The sequence below is a fragment of the Haloferax sulfurifontis genome (assembly GCF_014635105.1).
GTDB classification, from domain to species: Archaea; Halobacteriota; Halobacteria; order Halobacteriales; family Haloferacaceae; genus Haloferax; species Haloferax denitrificans.
In genome coordinates, this window is record NZ_BMCI01000002.1 from 351,959 (window position 1) to 369,299 (window position 17,341).

General features: G+C 55.5%; 23 protein-coding genes and 1 tRNA gene. 10 read left to right on the forward strand and 14 right to left on the reverse strand.

Annotated elements, in window-relative coordinates:
• Window positions 1-1,023: 1,023 nt before the first annotated feature.
• Genes IEV64_RS06280 through IEV64_RS06295 form a run of 4 tightly spaced genes read right to left on the reverse strand, consistent with a single transcriptional unit; the run spans window position 1,024 to window position 2,688 of the window.
• Window positions 1,024-2,055 (reverse strand): tyrosine-type recombinase/integrase, encoded by a 1,032-nt coding sequence (locus IEV64_RS06280; RefSeq protein WP_188423456.1) that lies wholly within the window; start codon window positions 2,053-2,055, stop codon window positions 1,024-1,026.
• On the reverse strand, window positions 2,052-2,222 hold the full coding sequence (locus IEV64_RS06285) for a hypothetical protein (RefSeq protein ID WP_162471309.1): 171 nt from the start codon (window positions 2,220-2,222) through the stop codon (window positions 2,052-2,054). Before IEV64_RS06285 ends, IEV64_RS06280 begins: the two co-directional genes overlap by 4 nt.
• On the reverse strand, window positions 2,219-2,515 hold the full coding sequence (locus tag IEV64_RS06290; protein WP_188423639.1) for a hypothetical protein: 297 nt from the start codon (window positions 2,513-2,515) through the stop codon (window positions 2,219-2,221). The genes IEV64_RS06285 and IEV64_RS06290 overlap by 4 nt, the downstream gene beginning before the upstream one ends.
• Window positions 2,512-2,688: a hypothetical protein gene (locus IEV64_RS06295; RefSeq protein ID WP_229722524.1), complete on the reverse strand. Its 177-nt coding sequence runs from the start codon at window positions 2,686-2,688 to the stop codon at window positions 2,512-2,514. Before IEV64_RS06295 ends, IEV64_RS06290 begins: the two co-directional genes overlap by 4 nt.
• Window positions 2,689-2,921: 233 nt before the next feature.
• Between IEV64_RS06295 and IEV64_RS06300 the strand changes: the two genes are divergently transcribed.
• Entirely contained in the window at window positions 2,922-3,188 is a 267-nt protein-coding gene (locus IEV64_RS06300; protein ID WP_004045377.1) for a hypothetical protein, read from the forward strand.
• 382 nt (window positions 3,189-3,570) lie between these two features.
• On the opposite strand, the gene IEV64_RS06305 is transcribed toward IEV64_RS06300, so the two are convergent.
• Window positions 3,571-3,957 carry a hypothetical protein gene (locus tag IEV64_RS06305; protein ID WP_188423457.1) on the reverse strand — a complete coding sequence of 129 codons (387 nt, stop codon included), beginning with the start codon at window positions 3,955-3,957 and terminating at the stop codon, window positions 3,571-3,573.
• A gap of 112 nt (window positions 3,958-4,069) precedes the next feature.
• Complete coding sequence (locus tag IEV64_RS06310) at window positions 4,070-4,660, reverse strand: UPF0175 family protein (RefSeq protein ID WP_188423458.1); 591 nt, start codon at window positions 4,658-4,660, stop codon at window positions 4,070-4,072.
• Window positions 4,661-4,706: 46 nt separating this feature from the next.
• Between IEV64_RS06310 and IEV64_RS06315 the strand changes: the two genes are divergently transcribed.
• On the forward strand, window positions 4,707-5,906 hold the full coding sequence (locus tag IEV64_RS06315; protein WP_188423459.1) for a hypothetical protein: 1,200 nt from the start codon (window positions 4,707-4,709) through the stop codon (window positions 5,904-5,906).
• Here the strand turns inward: IEV64_RS06315 and IEV64_RS06320 are convergent.
• From IEV64_RS06320 to IEV64_RS06330, 4 genes are all read right to left on the reverse strand, one after another.
• Window positions 5,895-6,683, reverse strand: coding sequence for a hypothetical protein (locus IEV64_RS06320; RefSeq protein ID WP_188423460.1), 789 nt, complete (start codon window positions 6,681-6,683; stop codon window positions 5,895-5,897). The two genes, IEV64_RS06315 and IEV64_RS06320, sit on opposite strands and share 12 nt — an antisense overlap.
• A 91-nt stretch (window positions 6,684-6,774) precedes the next feature.
• Window positions 6,775-7,035, reverse strand: coding sequence for a DUF7386 family protein (locus IEV64_RS20105; protein WP_425433187.1), 261 nt, complete (start codon window positions 7,033-7,035; stop codon window positions 6,775-6,777).
• A gap of 262 nt (window positions 7,036-7,297) precedes the next feature.
• Window positions 7,298-7,612: a hypothetical protein gene (locus tag IEV64_RS06325; RefSeq protein ID WP_188423461.1), complete on the reverse strand. Its 315-nt coding sequence runs from the start codon at window positions 7,610-7,612 to the stop codon at window positions 7,298-7,300.
• Between the two features lie 23 nt (window positions 7,613-7,635).
• The gene (locus IEV64_RS06330) at window positions 7,636-7,839 is read right to left on the reverse strand and encodes a DUF8053 family protein (protein WP_042664053.1); all 204 of its coding nucleotides are present in this window, start codon (window positions 7,837-7,839) and stop codon (window positions 7,636-7,638) included.
• A 117-nt stretch (window positions 7,840-7,956) separates the two neighbouring features.
• Between IEV64_RS06330 and IEV64_RS06335 the strand changes: the two genes are divergently transcribed.
• The 8 genes from IEV64_RS06335 (at window position 7,957) to IEV64_RS20170 (ending at window position 13,862) form a co-directional block, all read left to right on the forward strand.
• Complete coding sequence (locus tag IEV64_RS06335; protein ID WP_008576937.1) at window positions 7,957-8,355, forward strand: DUF8023 family protein; 399 nt, start codon at window positions 7,957-7,959, stop codon at window positions 8,353-8,355.
• Complete coding sequence (locus IEV64_RS06340; protein ID WP_115802079.1) at window positions 8,352-8,567, forward strand: hypothetical protein; 216 nt, start codon at window positions 8,352-8,354, stop codon at window positions 8,565-8,567. The genes IEV64_RS06335 and IEV64_RS06340 overlap by 4 nt, the downstream gene beginning before the upstream one ends.
• On the forward strand, window positions 8,564-9,094 hold the full coding sequence (locus tag IEV64_RS06345) for a hypothetical protein (RefSeq protein ID WP_115802080.1): 531 nt from the start codon (window positions 8,564-8,566) through the stop codon (window positions 9,092-9,094). Before IEV64_RS06340 ends, IEV64_RS06345 begins: the two co-directional genes overlap by 4 nt.
• A gap of 6 nt (window positions 9,095-9,100) precedes the next feature.
• Window positions 9,101-10,759 (forward strand): Env/VP5 family phage fusion protein, encoded by a 1,659-nt coding sequence (locus IEV64_RS06350; protein WP_144858834.1) that lies wholly within the window; start codon window positions 9,101-9,103, stop codon window positions 10,757-10,759.
• Window positions 10,760-10,821: 62 nt separating this feature from the next.
• A complete protein-coding gene (locus tag IEV64_RS06355) occupies window positions 10,822-11,367 on the forward strand; it encodes a DUF8063 family protein (RefSeq protein ID WP_229722526.1) in 546 nt (181 codons plus the stop codon).
• A complete protein-coding gene (locus tag IEV64_RS06360) occupies window positions 11,361-12,155 on the forward strand; it encodes a DUF8125 domain-containing protein (protein WP_188423462.1) in 795 nt (264 codons plus the stop codon). Before IEV64_RS06355 ends, IEV64_RS06360 begins: the two co-directional genes overlap by 7 nt.
• Complete coding sequence (locus IEV64_RS06365; RefSeq protein WP_188423463.1) at window positions 12,152-13,294, forward strand: ATP-binding protein; 1,143 nt, start codon at window positions 12,152-12,154, stop codon at window positions 13,292-13,294. The genes IEV64_RS06360 and IEV64_RS06365 overlap by 4 nt, the downstream gene beginning before the upstream one ends.
• 172 nt (window positions 13,295-13,466) lie before the next feature.
• Complete coding sequence (locus tag IEV64_RS20170; RefSeq protein WP_483867020.1) at window positions 13,467-13,862, forward strand: PD-(D/E)XK family putative nuclease; 396 nt, start codon at window positions 13,467-13,469, stop codon at window positions 13,860-13,862.
• A gap of 391 nt (window positions 13,863-14,253) precedes the next feature.
• Here the strand turns inward: IEV64_RS20170 and IEV64_RS06370 are convergent, their stop codons facing one another.
• The 4 genes from IEV64_RS06370 to IEV64_RS06380 all read right to left on the reverse strand — a co-directional run bounded on the left by IEV64_RS06370 (window position 14,254) and on the right by IEV64_RS06380 (window position 17,323).
• Window positions 14,254-14,823 carry a hypothetical protein gene (locus tag IEV64_RS06370; RefSeq protein WP_188423464.1) on the reverse strand — a complete coding sequence of 190 codons (570 nt, stop codon included), beginning with the start codon at window positions 14,821-14,823 and terminating at the stop codon, window positions 14,254-14,256.
• Between the two features lie 412 nt (window positions 14,824-15,235).
• Window positions 15,236-16,867, reverse strand: a complete 1,632-nt coding sequence (locus IEV64_RS06375; RefSeq protein ID WP_188423465.1) for a helix-turn-helix transcriptional regulator — start codon at window positions 16,865-16,867, stop codon at window positions 15,236-15,238.
• An 88-nt stretch (window positions 16,868-16,955) separates the two neighbouring features.
• Complete coding sequence (locus IEV64_RS19820; RefSeq protein ID WP_229722527.1) at window positions 16,956-17,189, reverse strand: DUF7563 family protein; 234 nt, start codon at window positions 17,187-17,189, stop codon at window positions 16,956-16,958.
• A gap of 61 nt (window positions 17,190-17,250) precedes the next feature.
• Window positions 17,251-17,323, reverse strand: a tRNA-Pro gene (locus IEV64_RS06380).
• Between the last annotated feature and the right edge of the window lie 18 nt (window positions 17,324-17,341).

Below are 17,341 nucleotides of genomic sequence, written 5' to 3' on the forward strand. Positions count from 1 at the left end.
GACCTGTACGTCGTACGTTCCCGGGCGAACAACGTCTGTCTGAGTTGTGCGATAGCCGTGCGCTGGTAGTTGTTGGGTTCTGTTACGGTATACTTGCTTGGGATTCGAAAATAGTCCGCCATCGCGTCGTATCGTAATCTCGACCCAGATTTTCTGTTCTGTGAGGTTCCCAACCTCAATATTCCCGCTCTCATCGGGGGGTAGCGAACAGCCAGCAAGCGGAACGGTTCCGACAGCTGTGGCGATGAATTGGCGTCTGGAGGGCATTATTGTTCAATTAATTGTCACGAATATACGTCTTCTGTATCTCACGTCCTCTCAGCACAGGATCACTAAATGATATTTGATAAACAAAATATAAATAATGAAGAGGGGGCGAAATACCGTTTTATTTCATATTCAATTATCTTTTACAATTTCAATTGTCCGCTCAATATCTATGTCTGGCGTGTCACTGTATATGAGCTCTGGACCTGCACATTGGTGAATCACTTCAAAACTATAGCTTTGGCTCAAATTGACATCCATCTCTCTGACATCTTTCTCTATATCCTCTGCTTCGAAGTCCCACTGAACACCTACTGTGTCTTCTTGACTGGTAGGAATTTCTTCTCCATATATGTGGGGGTGTGGCCCTAATGGCAGTTGAGTATACAAAATTCTATTATTTTCAACAGTGTGTTTTTACGAATGGGTTAGAAGGGCAATTCTCTCCCGAAGACTGATTGTAGTTTGTGTTTCTGAAGGTGACATCTGTTACTGACAAATATGCTCTGCTGGACTTCTCAACTCGCTGGTGCGCCGAGAAATCGCGGGTGACGTGGCACCCGCAATGCTCGCATTCCCGAGGCTTCGCCTCGGTGAATAGGAGCATCATGCCAACCACCGCTGTTGGCTGTTGAAATCGGTGAAATTAGCCAAATTGCCTTTAATGGGTATGGGACCGCCCGGGCTGTCCTTACCAATCAGTAGCCGACTCTCCACTACCTCTATCGGTCGAACTGAGATGTACCTACTCATGACTCATTCAATCCGGAGTTTGTCCAGGTGAGGACGGCGGCGCAGCTCCATCCGTTCGCGCTGGGACGCTTTGTCGTAATGCTGTTCAATAACCTCCTGAGACGCATTCACGCGCTCCGCGGTCACCTCCGCAGGGAACCCGCGATCTCTGTGCCACGTAATCGACCCCGTTCGAATGTGGTGTGGTGATCGAGAAGACGGACACTTGCTACCCTGCGTGTATGACCCCGCGAACTCGCAGGAATCTTTCTCGTACTCGTGCGGGCACGGACCAGCAACACACGGTTGCGTCGCCTGATACATCCACCCCCGAAAGCCGTTCTTCGAGATACGAGTTCCGTGATGCGTCACAAACAGCGGAGAGCGACCGAAGTCGTCGTGGCCATCCGGCCGGAACTTCTTGATGTAGGTGTTCAGCGACTCGACGACCTCCGGCAAGAGCGAAACCGTACGCTCACCATTCATCTGATTCTTCAGCGGCGTCTCAGACTCCGGCCGGTGAACGAACTCGACGTACTGCTCATCGGGGTAGTAGTCGCGTAGATCGAGTCCGCGAAGGGCACCGAGACGAGCGCCCGTGTGCCACGCGAGCTCGAGAACCGCGTGGAACCGAGTTCCGCGGACGCTGCTGTGTGACCGATAGTGCCGAAGCAATCGAAGCGCGTCGTCGGGAACCAACATCGTGTCCCGCGACCGCTCCGACATCGGGACACTCGGCACGTGGACCTTCTTCGAGAGACCGTCTTCGACCGCCTCGATGCGCTCGAGGTACTCGATGAACCCGAGTAGCGTTTCCATCTCACCATGGAGAGTGGGTGAGGCGATACCCTGACCGGCGCGAAAGGCCTCGAACTGCTCGAACGTCCACCCGTTCAGGTCAGAGACGCGCTCGATATTCTGGTCCTCACACCATTCGACCCAGAGCTTCAGCCGGTATCTGTAGGTCTTGATGCTCGACTCCGAGAGTTCCGTCCCACGACGGTCAAGATAGCGACGAACGGCCTCGCGGGGCTTGAGTTCTGAGGGTCCGTTCATGGCTCACCCCACCCGTCGAAGACAGACATGGCGCATCGCCAATGCAGGTAGTAGTCGTCGACATCGTTCCGGTCGGCGGTGAACCTGTACTCCGCTTCGACAGAGACGTAGTCCTCAGACGGATCGACTTCCATCCGACAGACCGCACACGTTGGGTAGTACGTCATCTGCATCCTCCGTCGTGCTCGGGGCAGACCGGAACCATTCGCGGATAATACTCGTCTTCGGTCGAGAGATCGAAGCCGTCGCACTCCGTTGGCTCCAGAACTCGCCCGCAGAAGTGACACTCAACCCACTCGGTCAGCGGATCGATGAACGCAGGACGAGTAGAATCGGCCTGCCCGCCGTCGGTCACGAGCTGACGTTCGACGCGGCGGCACTCAGAACAATGACCGTCGTCGTCGAGACCGCGGAGTCTGCCACACGCGCGGCAGGGACGCCTGCACGCGGAGTGGCTCATCTGTCGACCTCCAGCGCCGCGCACTTCCGACAGACGCTCAGGCGAGTCTCGGCATCGACGCCGACCGCCGGGCGGAGGAGACAGACCTCACACGTGGACTCGTCGCCCTTATCAAACTGTGCTGCATCGGTCGCTATGCGGGTGGTAACACCCGTGGTTTTGGCTTCCGTCATGGCTATTGACGGACCCTTCCTGAGAGCGGTGCTGGACCCACCGCGCTCAGGGCCTACAAAAATCATCTCCAGCCGACGGTGTCTCTCAGGGTTCCGTGAGTCTACCATAACACTAACTGTGCATAAATGCACCGTTAGTTTGAGAACAGATGTTTGGATTGCTAAAGCACTATTCGTCGGCAATAGACCAAACCAGCGTATACGTACACGTAATGAGAAAGTCTGCATCGTGGATGACGATATGGGACGACCGAATCCTCGAGTGGGCACGGGAACACGAGTCGGCGAGCGCCGCCGCGATGAAAGACACCGAATACTTCCAGGTATCTCGTTCGTCGCTCTCACGGCGGCTCTCGAAGCTCAACGAGAAGGGGCTACTCCAGCACCTCGGTAATGGTGTCTACGTCATCACGGCTACCGGCGAAAGCTATCTCGAAGGTGAACTCAGCGCTGAAGAGCTGAACGGTGAGAATGGTGAAGAGGGTTCTGCGTCCGCGTGACTCAATCTGAGATGCGGAAGTCAGGCGACTGGATGACCATCTGGGATGATCGGATTCTCGAGTATCTCCTCGAGCACGGCTGGGGTTCGCCAGAGACGATCCATTGGGAGATTGGCCGCGAGACGACGCTTCACCAGATTCGAGAGCGGTGTCGTGTATTGTGTCACGCGGGATTGGCGTCGCCGTTCATCGACGAGCGGAGCGCCGATATGTTCGAGATTACTGTGTGGGGTCAACTGTATCTCGAAGGGAAGGTAAATGCGGGTTTGATTCGGCCGGTTCCAAGACCACGACCTCCTGAGAGAGTACGGCCTAGCTGGTGGGCTGGTATAGGGTAGAGTTAGACGAGCTAAACGCTACACAGATGTGAGAAGGAAATTAATCAGACGGGTGAACTAGCAGTCTCTTTCCTAAGAAGCGCAGTATAATTCGGAGGGATACTATCAATCTCATCTCGAAGTTCTCCAATTACCCTCTGAGTTTCTTCGAAATCCATCGTTCCTTGATCCATTAGATGAGCTCCTACGTAGACTGTATTCCAGTAATCGACTCCCGCAGTTTCAAACGCTTCTTGGACTTCTTGGCTATCCGAAACGCAGAACGTGGCCGTGTCAAACTCGCTTGAGAGCGAAATTGCGGCAATTGCTGAAGTCCCTGCTTCAAAATGTCTGGCTTCTTTTCTCAAGAAGACTTTCTCGTCGCACTTCTTGACATCGGCATTTTTGATGAATTCCCTATCTGCCAGCTGTCCTCCTTCGAGAATATCCACAGTTCTCTGAGGAAGTGTGATTACACAGCCACAAGATTGGATAGCAGTATAGAGGTCGTCAAACGAATGACTATCTGACCAGCCAACTATGGTCTCAACATCAGGAATTATCCTATGCACGAATCTTACGGATGAAATCGACGGTGTCTGCTCCTGCTAACTCAGCAGCTTTCTCAGCACTTACTTTCCCGCGACTGTAGAGACTCCGAGCTAAACCCTCTCGGTTAGCTTCTACCTCGTCCAACTCGAGAGATTCAGAGGTCATCTCTGGGTAAGTGTAATAGATATAGACCAAGAGTTCGTTCTTGCTCAGGTCATTCGCAAGCGATTTGGTGTCGTGTATTAAGTCTAATAGCTCATCCGCTGCCGCACGACGAAGCACAGTAGCAACTTCCTTGCCAGACTCTGTGAGTGAGAATTTCCGTCTTCCCTTCTGAACTAGGCCTTCGTACTCCAGGTTTTCAATAATGTCCTTTACTTGATCGCTGTAGGGTCCCTGATAATGAGCTTCGAAAGATAAGTAATTCTCAAGAGGTTCGAGATTTTTTGCGATTAGGAACAGCTCTTTCTGAAGCCAGAGGTTGCCTGGAACTGCTTCTCCTCCCTCTGCATCAAGTAATAAGAGGAAAATCTTCTGTGCATTGTCCAGACTCTCGGCTCTCTCTACAACTTCCTTCGGAGGGTCTGGATTTCCGATATGCATGCTTCCCCTTGGATATATAAACGTATACTCCTAGACACTTAACAATATGGCGAATCTTCGGGTCAATGTCAGGAACGTCGACGATGACACGCTGTTCACTCACAAGACAATCAGGGTGGGTTCTAAGACTATCGATACACCCAGCAAAGCCATCCCAATCCGAAAATTAACCAGCAAGGATCCGATCGCAACAACAGCACGTGGTGTTAACGAGATATATTTCGAGGTGTCTGCAGAGGACCTGAGAAAAGCGCAGGAGACCTACAGTTCTCCGCTAAAAAAGAAAATCAAAACAGCCCGGAACAAAACTAAGACTGGAGAAATCAACGTCATAATTCCCAAAGTCACCTCTGTGAAACCACTTTCTGACACGGACCTCCAGTACCTCTCTGACTTCCTCCAATCTACCTCTGACTTCGTCGTTATTCCACTAATGACTGACCTTCTGGAGAAAATAAAAGAGGACAATAGGGGAACCTCATCGAAGTATTTCGATACATACAAACAAAATGTTAAGAAGTTCATCGAGATCTCTCTCCAGTTGAACGAAAAGCCACTGATGGGGACACTTCCTCCGCTCCCGTGGAAGTTCACAAACAAAATAATTGATATTTACATCAACAACAACATTCGTGCGTATTGTTTCGATTTTAACGGGAAAATGGTGACTGCTGAGACCCAGCTGTCGGATATGGTTACTCCACTCATGCGCCGTATCGCGATGGAAAAAATGCAAGAGGACGTTTTTCTCTACAGCCTCAATGCTAACAGAGGTCGAAAAAAGAGAACTCTCGATCTTAAGCCAGCATCTGACTTCTTGACATTCGGCTTTGGGTTCGATATACTCGGAGACAAACATATTGGGGGGAATTTACCCCCCCACCTCTTCGATAAAACAGGGCCAGACACCTTCCAGGTATTTGAGCCAGAGAAGTATACTTACGATAAGTTCCTATACGATGACCTTCGAGCAAACCTCCCGAGCAGTACTGAGTTAGACATCTCAAGAATCGTCAATAGACCACAGGACTCCAGTCGACTCAGCATCCTACTGAACAGTGAACAACAGTCGTTAGAAACTGAGCGATTAAAGCCGGCCATTGATGAATATCGAGTTGTCGATTATATAAAACAGAAAAGAGGTGTCCTAGGTGAGAACCTCGACAATATGGTGAAAGAAAAGAGCCGATTTGAAGGTAATAAGAACCAGACTAGCTTGGACGATTTAGACTATCTATTTGACTAACCCGTTTTGAGGAAGATTGCTAGATTGGAATTTATGTGACGAGGCCATTGCGTCCTCAAAGCCATCGTACCCATCTGTCTGGATTCTTCTACCCTGAGCAAATAACTCACCCGCCTCTCCAGAGAGACTCTTGTACTCGATTTTGAACCCAAGATAGACTTGATCGACACCATCCGATTTCAGTTCCTCAACTGCCGTGTCTATGCTAATCGGGTTATCCTCTTTTCCGAGATTGAGCTCAACAGGTGCTCGGAAATCTTCAGTCTTGTCAGGTTTCAAAACACCGCCTTCCCCAGACGCCGATTTTCCTCGCCCACTCATTCTTTGTAGAGGACGCTTCGCGGAACACAATACGAGATCTGCCTTGTCTTGGTTGTACTCCACGAGATATTCAACAGTCAGCCCTCGAGCCAATCCTTCACCGGTATTTGAGAGCTCAATATTGTATTGTGGATATGCTATCTTCTGATTATCAGGCCCGTATTCGCTGCTACCGGACGAGCTGTTTTCTTCAACTACAGCAATGAGCTCTTTTTCCATCAATTCTTGCTGGTCACGCTGTACGTCAATCATGCGGATATACCCAAGAACCAATATGACGGTTAGAAATGTATTTAGCGCAACCCCCATCGCCTGAATACTGATTCGAGCTTGTTGAGAATCGAAAGTCGACGAATACCAGAATGAAACGTGGTGAACGATGACCATCATGATAACGGCAATCAAGACGACTGCGAAACCTAGCACGGCGTACTTTCTTTTAATATAGTCCGTCATAGTCGATATTCGGAAGTATATCAGTCTATTAAACCATCAGCCAAAATACTATTTATCAAATTCAGAATTTCTATTCTTTTGAACGCAGATTCTAACGCCACCGACTCTCCAAACTCGTCCGATACCGCATCCCCAAAACCGACGTGTTACAGCACTGCTTCACTGTCTGAGGCGGATACTCGTCTCGAACACCCTCGAGATTCTCGTAGCTCTCAATCAAGTGGGTGAGTGCCGCGTCGATCACGTCGCTCCGGGGCGGGTCGTCCGATGTATCTCGCGCCACGATCTCACTCGCTCTGTCGAACAACAGCTGCCGTTCGTCGGTGAGCTTCAGGCTAGTTCGCTTGGTCATTTATGAATCACCGTATGCACCGGGGGTCGATTTGCGTGCATCTCGGGTGAATGAGCGTCGACTCTTCTTATACTTCGGGTGACCCATGACCGCGACCGTGCCAGCCACTTGGTCGAAACGGTTCGAATCTATGCACGGTGACTGTCGTCGACGGTGGTGAAGGTGCATACATCGAGGATGGTGTATACATTCGTGGGCAACCCCGTGGGGGCGGGATTGAGAAGGGGTCTGCACGGGGTTACCGGAGTGTCTTGAGTAGTCTCTACTCGTCATGGTCCTCACCTCCATCAGTTGCCGCGAGTTCGGGTGGTGACTCTCTCGAGTAGAAGTGGTTCGCGGCGTACAAGGCGAAGACAACGACGAGAATCGAGAGCACCGGGAGGTACGTCGGAACGGGCTGGTACGCTGGTGTGTTGACCATCTGTCTGCCGTCGAAGTGCGAGTTCATCGGAACATCGAGGGCAGCGCTCGGAACAATCCAGACACCGACCCAAACACCCGTGACGAACATCGTCGAGGCGCTGAGGGTGGTCAGTATCTTTTCTCGGTCTGTGAAGCGGTTGAGTAGAGTCATCATAGTGAGCGCCCGTCTGAAACGGCCTACTGAAACACCTCGTCGAGCTCCGGGATGCCGTCGGAATCGACTGCGCGCACGAGGTACGAACGCTTCCCAACCCGCTGAATGTGCATCTCTTGATCGTCGGGGACTACTCCATCTTCGTCGAGGACGCCGTCCATCCGTAGCTCGTCCTTGTCGAGCGATACAGTTGGGGTACCTTCTCGATCGCACAGTTTGCGGAACATTGTACACGGGGCGGGCCACCCGCCTAGATAAAAATGTTCCTGCTGTGGTCCTCCCGTAGCCAAAACCCTGAATGATACGACGTGCCGGGTGGCCGCCATCACCGTATCATGTCCGTAATGGAGTTCGACCCGGAGGACGCCGCGGCGCTCGTCGCGACGTTCATCGGGACGACGGCAATGGCAGGAATCGCATCGTGGTCGCTGTTCGACGTGACGCTCTCGGACGTGGCGTTCCAACTCGCGGGCAACGACGTGACGCTGGCGACGCTCCTCACGTTGGTCGCGCTCGGCGTCACCATCCTCACGAACGACAACGCCGAGCTGTCCAACCTGCACCAGCAGGCGCAGGAGCTCGACAACTACTACTACTACAGCATCGTCGCCTCGGTTGGCCTGTTGGTCGGCTGGGTCTTCTTCGGTGACGTGAGTTCGTTCGTGCAGTCGCAGGACCTCTGGGGCGTCGGCTACGTCGCTGTGAGTCTCACCGCACAGATGGCGATCGGGTGGATGCTATGAACCTCGATCTCGACGACTTCGATCTCGAAACGGTCGCAATCATCGGCGCGGGCGTCGGATCGCTCGACGCTGGTCTGTCGGCCGCGACTGACATCACGCTCCTGTCGGATCTGCTCGGTGGGAGCGTTGAAACTGGCCTTATCGCGGTCGGCGTGGCTGGTGGTGTCGTCATCGCGGACAAGCTCGGCTTCGTTGAGGTGTTCGAGTCGTGAGGCGCGGCAGCGCAACCCTCGCGCTCGTCGGTCTTCTGGTCGCAGCTGTCGCCGCAGTCGCCTTCGTCGGTCTCGGTGCAGCGACTGTGACGACCGACTCAGCGAACTTCACGAGCGTCGGCAACGACTCGCTCGCAAACCAGACCATCGACGTGACGAACGACACGCGGAGTCTCTACGTCGAGTTGGACAACGACACCGCGACTGCTTCCGAACCCGTCGAAGTCGCGGTCTTCGAAGTCGACGCTGACGGTAACGAGACCGAAGTCGACCGCGTGCAGATCTCTGCAGCGGACGGGACAACCGAACTCTACGAGTTCGATGCCCTCGACCCGACGAACGTCTCGACCTACCGCGTCGAAGTGCTCGGGACTGCATCGGCGATTGACTCGTCTGCCCTCGACGTGGGGACGGTCGCGGCAGTCTCGTCCGGTGGCGGCTTCTTCGGTGGCTCCTCCGGTGGTATCGGAATCGGTGCGATTGCAGTCGTCGGAATCGGCGGCTATCTCGCGCTCAAGGAGGACTGACTTCTGATGCTCCGACTTGCATCGACCTATGCCGCCGTTGGTCTCTCGGTGGCCGCCGCCTACCTCGCCGGGGTCCACGGTGAGACGCCGGCCGCCCTCGCGGTCGGACTGGTCGCCGCCGTCTTCGTCGCTCTCCGAGTGTCGATGATGGACTGGCGGCCGCACGTCTCCCTGCTCGACGCCGCCCCTCGCGGGGTCAAGGTCATGGGCAAACAGACGGCCGCCCTCGCGCTCGTCGGGATGCTCATCACGACTTCGACCGTCGCCCCTGTCGGGGCCGCGACCGGAGACCAGTGTTCGACGCTCGACGGGTTTATCTACGATATTCTCAACTTCCAGCCGTTCGATGGGAACGCAGACAACCCGTGTTCGACGCGGTATCAGGTGAACAGCGCCATCGAGGAGATGGAACAGTCCGACGCGAATCAAACGAAGACCGACATCTATAGTGCGGGTACTTCGGTGAAAGCTCAGGAGGAGGTATTCAAATCTACGTATGGGAACTACCTCAACGATTCGCAGTCTGTCGCATGGATGAAGGCCCAAGTTGCTGTCGCTGAAGCGTATGAAAACGGTTCTTCAAAGGCACAAGCGAGAGTAGCCGCGAAAGAAGCGATAGCCGATTACTACGCCACAAGACAAATCAACTTCATCGAGCAATGGAATGTTTCGCAGGGACAGATTTGGACGCTCTACCAACAGGCGGAGCAAGAGGATGGAATCTCGACTGGTTCGCTTGGCTACATCACGTTCAACGACCCCGGTGATACAAACCCAGACCGGTCGTTTCCTGCATCTGTCGAGAGCCAGACCCTGACGCTTGTGAATGGGTCTACCCGTCAAGCACACTTGTGGCGTGTCGAGAATGGAAACGGTCCTGACGCAAGTGGGACTATCGGCATAACCAACATCGACTACTCAGGCAACCTCGCAGGGGCGTTCATCAAGGGACCAGATGCCAGCTACGACCAGCTTCAGGCCTCCGATTTCTATTATTACTACAATACGTGGCCTCGGTTCCAGACCCTCAACGACAACCTCCAATCTGAGGCAGACAACTTCGTCAATGCCACCTACGACGACTTCGAATCCGGCGAAATCAACGCATCCGACGTTATCAGCGCGAATACGGCGATGTTCGAGTACGGAACAGAGACGGGAGATAACTCGTCGCTCTACTCTTCGACCGCCGCGCTCGCGCTGATGGGCTTCGACACGCCCAACCTCAACTCGTCGGGGCTGATGAACGTCACCTATCAAGGCCAGACGTATCAGGGCCTCGTGCTTGCTCGAAGTGCCCCCGGCGGCGCGTGGACCGCGAACACGACGTACAACACCTCCAACATCACTGGACCGGTGTTCCTCGCCGCTTCCGACGGGAGGAAAATCGACTTCGACGACAACACCGACTTCACAATCAACGGGATGGTCTCGAAGGACGGCACGAAGATTCAGACACAGAACACCACCAAGTACGTCTACCAGACGGCGAACACCTCGGAGTTGCTGGAGATGCAACGTCAACTAACGGAACTCCGTGCCGAAATCGAAGCGCGAGAGGCATCGGTCGGGGGTGGTGGCGGCGGAATCCCGCCGCTCACGACCGAGAACAAGGCCCTCATCGCCCTCGTTGCTGTCGCTGTTATCGTCATTATGCGCGAGTAGCATCGACCACCGACCAACCCATCTTTCGGACACTAATGCGCCGAATCATCCTCACAGTCATCATGCTCATCGCAGTCGTATCGCCCGCACTCGTCGGCACGGCCGCCGCGCAGTCTTCCATGAACGGGACAGCGACCGCCGCACCAAGCACGCCCGAAGCAACTCAGACTATCGAACTCTCTCCGACGACGCGAATCAAATCGTGGTCGTTCTCGAATGGGACGTTCTCGCTCGTCGTCGAGGCTGACATCCCGACACGGATCGCCATCACCGACGCTGGTGAACTCTCTCGGATTCTTTCCGAGGGAGACGGTGCAGCTGCCGGGAAAGCCCGCGTCCGACGCATGACCTTGACCCCCGGAACGACCGTCGTCAAGTTCCGCGCCGAATCGGTCGGCGACGCGTCGGCAATCACCGTCTCTTCGAGCAACGCAGACGGCATCGTTGCTATCCGCTCCGACGCGATCAAGGCTGGAAACCCGCCCGTCGAGTACGGGACAGTCCAGACACTTCTCGCGTCGACGGCGGTCGCCGCGGCCGGTGGGACCTTCCTGTGGGTTCGCAAGAAGCGCGACGAGAAGCAACTGGAGGTTGAGCGGGAATGGTGAACGACTGGGTGAAGCTCGGCGGTGTGGGCGCTGTTCTCGCCTACTTCGGCGGGTATCAATTCCCCGAGTGGGCACCACTCGCCGCGTCGGGTCTCGTCATCGCTGGAATCGGTGCGCTGTTCGCGACGGGGAAGATCAACGATCTCCTCCCCGACCCACCGCGGGTGCGTCTCGTACAGGTGAACGCGAACAGCGACGACCCGCTGGCGTGCTGGTCTCTGTCCCCGGACAAGTTCGCAGAGATGCAGGTCGAGTGGGGGCCGCTGTATCCACACGAGCAGGCTCACGGCGATGTGTACGAGTGCTACGCGTATGATGCATCCTCGAACGTCGCAGTTGGTACGTGGCGGCGTTCCCTCCCCGGTTCGTCACTCGTGGGGCGGCACGATACGGACGACGTTCTCGACGTAGTTGGAGAGCTTCGCGGCGATCTCGAACCGGCGGCGCGGAGAGGACAGGAACTCAGACAGGCGCTTCCGGCTATCGTGAGGAGAGTGAAGCACGATACGATGGAGGCACAGAACGCCGCGCTCGACCCATCGGCACCGATGATCACCGACCAGCCGACGGTCGACGAGATCATCACGTCCGAACTCCCCGAAGAACTCCGTCCCGGCCGGCTGCAGAACGGTGACCTCCGTGATCTCCTCGAGGCCGCGGGCGACCAGGACGACAACCAGAACGACTGGGGCGATGGTCTCGGGATGGTTCTCGATGACGACCTCGCCGATGATGCGCTTGAGCCTGTTCCCACCGACCCGCTCGTTAACGACGGTGGTCACCGATGAGCGGACGCAAACAGGGTGATTCGGCTGTCTACGCCGCAGCACAGGGACGCGAGTTCCTGCGAGGTGCTCTCCGTGACAAGAGCAACGAGTACATTCGTGAGTTCGCCGGGATGATCGACGATCCCGACGTACTCAACTTTCTGAATCGGTACTGCTCGATCTACGAGGAGCGCGGCAAGAACTTTCTCGAGACTCACGTCGGTCGGCACGTCGTCCGGTCGGCCGCAACGTCGATGGCTGACCGTGCGTACCGCGAGGGGAACGTCTCACAACTCCAGGGCATGGTCGGACTCACCAACCAGAAGCGGGACGGTTCCGAGGCTATCGTCGAGGCGGCGAAACGACTCGCCGACGAAGGTGCGATCTATCTCGTTCTCGGTCCGCCGGGCGCTGGGAAGACTGCATTCGCGCTCGACGTGGCGCGCGTCTTCGGTTCTCTCACCGGCGGCACCGTCCTTGCAAACGTCGCATGGGACGGCGCAGACCGGGTGACGACATCTTCCGGCTCGATGCTCGACGCGATGGGTTCGACTGATGGACAAGTGCTACAGCTAATCGACGAGGCGGGGCAGTCGCTCACGTCTCGAGGAGCTGAGGCAGCGATCACCGACGAGTTCGTGAAGTCGCTGAAATACGTCCGCAAGAAGGAGGACGGCGATACCTACGCGAAGCGCGGCTCCGTTCTGCTCATCGGACACACGAGAAAGGACACCGCCGCCGAGATTCGCCGACTCGCATCGGGTGCGTTCGTCAAACCGACTCGGAACGACCCCGGCCGCGTTGTCTTCCTCGACTCCGAGGGTGGCGCAGACTCGTTCGAGGAAGCCGCCGAGTTCACCGGCGTCACGGATACGCGTGAGAAGTACGATGAACACGAAGCGTCTCACTTCTCGGTGACGCTCGACGGCGGTGACGACGACCAGGACGACTCGCCAGACCCGAACCAGATTCGATGGGAGTCCGCCGTGGCGACCGTGATCAAAGCGTGCAAGCCGTGGGATGAAGAAAACGGGATGAGCTATCCTGACGCGGCCGAACTCGTCAGTTTCGGAGATTCATGGGTCGGGAACCGCGTCCGCGAGTGGAAACGTGGCGATCATCGAGACATCGTAAGCAGTCCGGAGAGTGATTTCGAGTGACGGCGGTGACTTCCAGCAGTCGCCACCACTATCGACCCCCCGGACGGCGTATAATTACTTATCTACTGATGCGCCGCTGGCTGCCCCCGGTGGTGGTCCGACCCCGGTTGAACCAGAAAATTACTCTCTGTCGTCGAGGGGATCGACGCGAAGATGTGGTGGGTCAAAGGTCATGAGGAATCGAAGTAAGAAAGCAGCTCATTACGGCGCACTCGCTGAGCGTGCTGCTCGACAGAGGTACGGTCTCGAACCTGCGCACTCGTCTTGGCAGGATGCTGTGACTGAGGATGCCCGACCTGTAGAAGTGAAGAGTGCTATGATGAACCGGAGAAGTGGGAAGATCGGTCGATTTCGTGTGTTCGAGGACTATCATGCTCGGCTACAGAGAGAAGATGGTCTGTATGTGTTCGTTCTCTATTCAGCTACCGGTGGGTCTGCCGGTGGCGGTATTCGGGTTCGAAATATGCGCTCAGTCGAAGCCTCGTCGCTACAGCTGCGGTTCTATAGTTCGGGTGGACACCGTGACTCGGAGCAAGTAAAAATTCACCCGTGGAAAATATTCGGCTGATATCTGCTTTTACCGTGGATCGTTACTTGGACTACAATTTCGTAAAAGAGACACACCCCTGAGATGAACCTCACACAAGATAGACAAGTTTGAATATGTCTTCTAGTTCAATACTTTGTGAGGTAATTAATGAACGTCCAGGAGCTGATTTTATCGTGGAGATTTAGCCAAACGAGCCTTCTCAAGAAAATCGTTGGATTTTGGGCTAAGAGTGCTATTGAAGCACTTTTGATGATCGGCTTGCCAACTGGACTGTTCCTTTTTGTTGTAGCTGAACTCTATGGTATCAGTCTATCTGCCTTGCCAGGTGTACCAGAACTCCAGTTTCCGCTTCCCATCGTGTGGGTCTTGGTTATTACCCCTTCTTGGATGAGATTAAGATGTATTCTCTCTACGGGGACAGAGTTTGGTCCCTCGGCGTAAGATCTGGCACCAGCCCACTAAGTACGGACTCAGCACTTACATTCCGGAGGATTCCAAATGCGTGGAGTATTTTGATTGTTAATTTCAGGCTAATAGCCCCTGGAGTGGGATAACGAAGTCCATATCTCAGGTCAGCATTGGGGTAAATAACTGCGATCAATATGCCGATGACTCCTACACCACTCAGAGTCGCGATAGCATATCCGATTAGCGCTCCGAACCCTACTACAACATTAACGTATATCGCTGAGGCTATCCCCACCTTCCCTAATCCTTCTTTTTCGAGTTGCTGAACGAGGTACTGCAACTGATCATCTGTGAGTCGCGCAATGATGTTCACGCTGTCTACTGCATGATATAGAACCCATCCAAAACCGGCGAATACCACAAATGGAAGAGTAGTTGGCTCGATAAAGTATGCTCCTGTAACTACCGGCAGCATAGCGACTCCGTGGATGAGGCCTTGTGCAGTAAGTAGGCCCCCAAATATCACCCAGAATAGGAATGCGACTTTTGGAATCCCGGGTGCGTCGCTCATAGGTTACTTAGGAAGTATGCGACCATGATGTAAGACTTTTCGGAGAACACCTATTCACGACCCGACTGATAATGACGATACGTGGAAGAGGAATCTCTACATGCCTTACTCAAATTCGACTATATCCACACAGGTAGACTCCAATTTTTCGTGCGGCGCTTCGCACCATCCTTTCGCTTGCGTCAACTGGAGTTGCGGGGGCGGAGGGTTATTTTTTCACAGTTGTGACGTTAGTCACACTCCCTAAGGGGGCTGTCCCACCGGACGAAAACAGTACCCGCCCGATCTCCTCGAGCGCGGCCGCTCACGGAGAATCGAGACTCCACCCGAAAACAGGCTTCGGGCGAAAACAGCGGTGTAGTATATAAAAGAAGAGACCGACCGAGAGTGTTGCCACTCAGACGGCCACCGGCTACAGGTGCTTCTGAGCGACCGTGTTCTGCACGGGACCGTACGCCCGGTCATAGGTCACAATCGCGTTGAGGAACCGCCGAGAGTCGAGTCCGGCGTCACACCACGCGCTGTAGCCCTCTTCGAGCACGTCGGGCAGATACTCGCCCGTCGCCGCGGAGTTCTTCGACTGAGTGAGAACCGTCCGGATACGAATCCGAACGCGGTCATCGCGGTCGTCCATCCCGGCGACGACTTCGGCACCGTAGCGGTTCAGCCAGTTCTGTAGTGCGCGGCCGGACCGCTCCAGGTCGCGCGGGTCGACGTTCAGCACGTTCTCGATGCGACCAGCTACCGAGTCTACCACGTCGTCCGCGATGCTCACCAGCTCGCGCACTTCCTGCGCGATCTTCGAGGAGACCCACTTCACGACTCCACCGTCATTCTCGAGGAGTCCCGAGAGTCGCCGGAGGACGCGGTATATCGTCGTGGAAGACCAGCCGGTTCCGTCCTCGAGTTCACCGACAGGTGTGCCTCCATCGGTTACTGCGAGGTGCTTGAGCACGTCTCTGTCTGAATCAGCGAGTCGCGAGAGCGTGCGCATGATGACCGACTCCTGAGACGCTTCGATCTGCGGCGTCGGGTCATCCCACAGCGCGATAGTCCGGTCGGACGCGACCGCGCTGAAGTGGTCGTCGGCGACGAACCACATGCCGGGTCGAGTCGGGACGTCCGCCCACGAAAGGACGTTCAGCAATTTCTCTTCCAGGTCGCCGACCAGATCGTGCCGGTCGCTCCACGCGACAGCCTGATCGCGGTTCAAGTTCTTTTTGTACAGCGCACCGAGCTTCGGGTGGTACAGCGGATCACCGTTAGCGCTCTCGCGAACGTGCTTCGGATGGTAGTGCTTCAGCTGTAATCCTCGAGGACGGTGCTGGCTGTTCGGGAACAGTTCGGTGATCGCCGACCGATCAAGCCGGAGCTGGTGGTTGTAGCCGACCACGTCCTCGTTGTTCGAATCGTAGACGACGTGCGAGCCCTCGATATCGGCCGAGAGCATGAACAACCGCATGAAGACGCCGTCGCGCCGAACCAGTTTCTTCGCCTGATCGCGGTCGATTCGAAGATACCGCTCGTGCTGAGTTATCGTCGAGAACTTGTGCGGCTCTTCGGCGAAGTACTTGCGCGACCAGTCGAACCCGACTTTCTCACAGACGCGGCGCATCACCCACTTGAAGACGTGTGGAATCTCGTCTAACTCGAGGTTGACCACGTTCTGTAGTTTGACGTTCGTAGCAGGCCCGAGCGTCGCAGGGACGCTGTCAGGCCGGTTCTCGTCAGACCACGCGAGACGCGGCTGTACACAGACCGGGAGCTTCCGCTCTCCCTCACCGTACGCGTTGATGTCGTACTCGAGAAGCGAGTTCACCGTGTCTGCCTCTCGCGGGGAGAGACCCGACTGGTGGAACCCCATCGAGACTTCCCATGTCTCGGTTCCGTCCTCCTTGAAGCGAGGTACCTCGATCTCGATTTTCGAGATACCGCCGTCGATGTGGTTGTACAGCTGGCGAACCGCCCAGTACGGCGATGACCCGTACTCTCCGTAGAGGAGATTACCACGCGTCTCGTGCGGCGCGCTCGCGACGGAACTCATCGCCGGTTCTCCTCCGCGAGATCGTGGCCGCAGTATTCACAGCGGAAGAGACAGTCGCTGTCGCGGCTGCAAGATGGACAGCGAACCGTCATTGCCACCGCTCCGGGTTACCACCGTGCCGACCGCCCGCGTGCTGTGGGTCTGGAACCGAGACAGAGAGACCAGCGGCCGACCCGCTCTGCAGACGAATGAGCGTGTCACACTCGCGGCAGCGGTGAACGTGGTTGTTAGAATCGCCGTAGACCCGACGGAAATCGCGGGTGACGTGTGACCCGCAGTGCCGACAGCTACTCGCGTCGCTCTGGGACTCGAGTAGCATCATGCCGACCACCTCAAACGGCCGTCAGAACCGGCAAGAACGGCCGATTCAGCCTTAATGGGTATGGGACCGCCCGGATTTGAACCGGGGTCACGGGCACCCAAGGCCCGAAGTATACCAGGCTAACCCACGGTCCCGCACATACGACTCTCCCC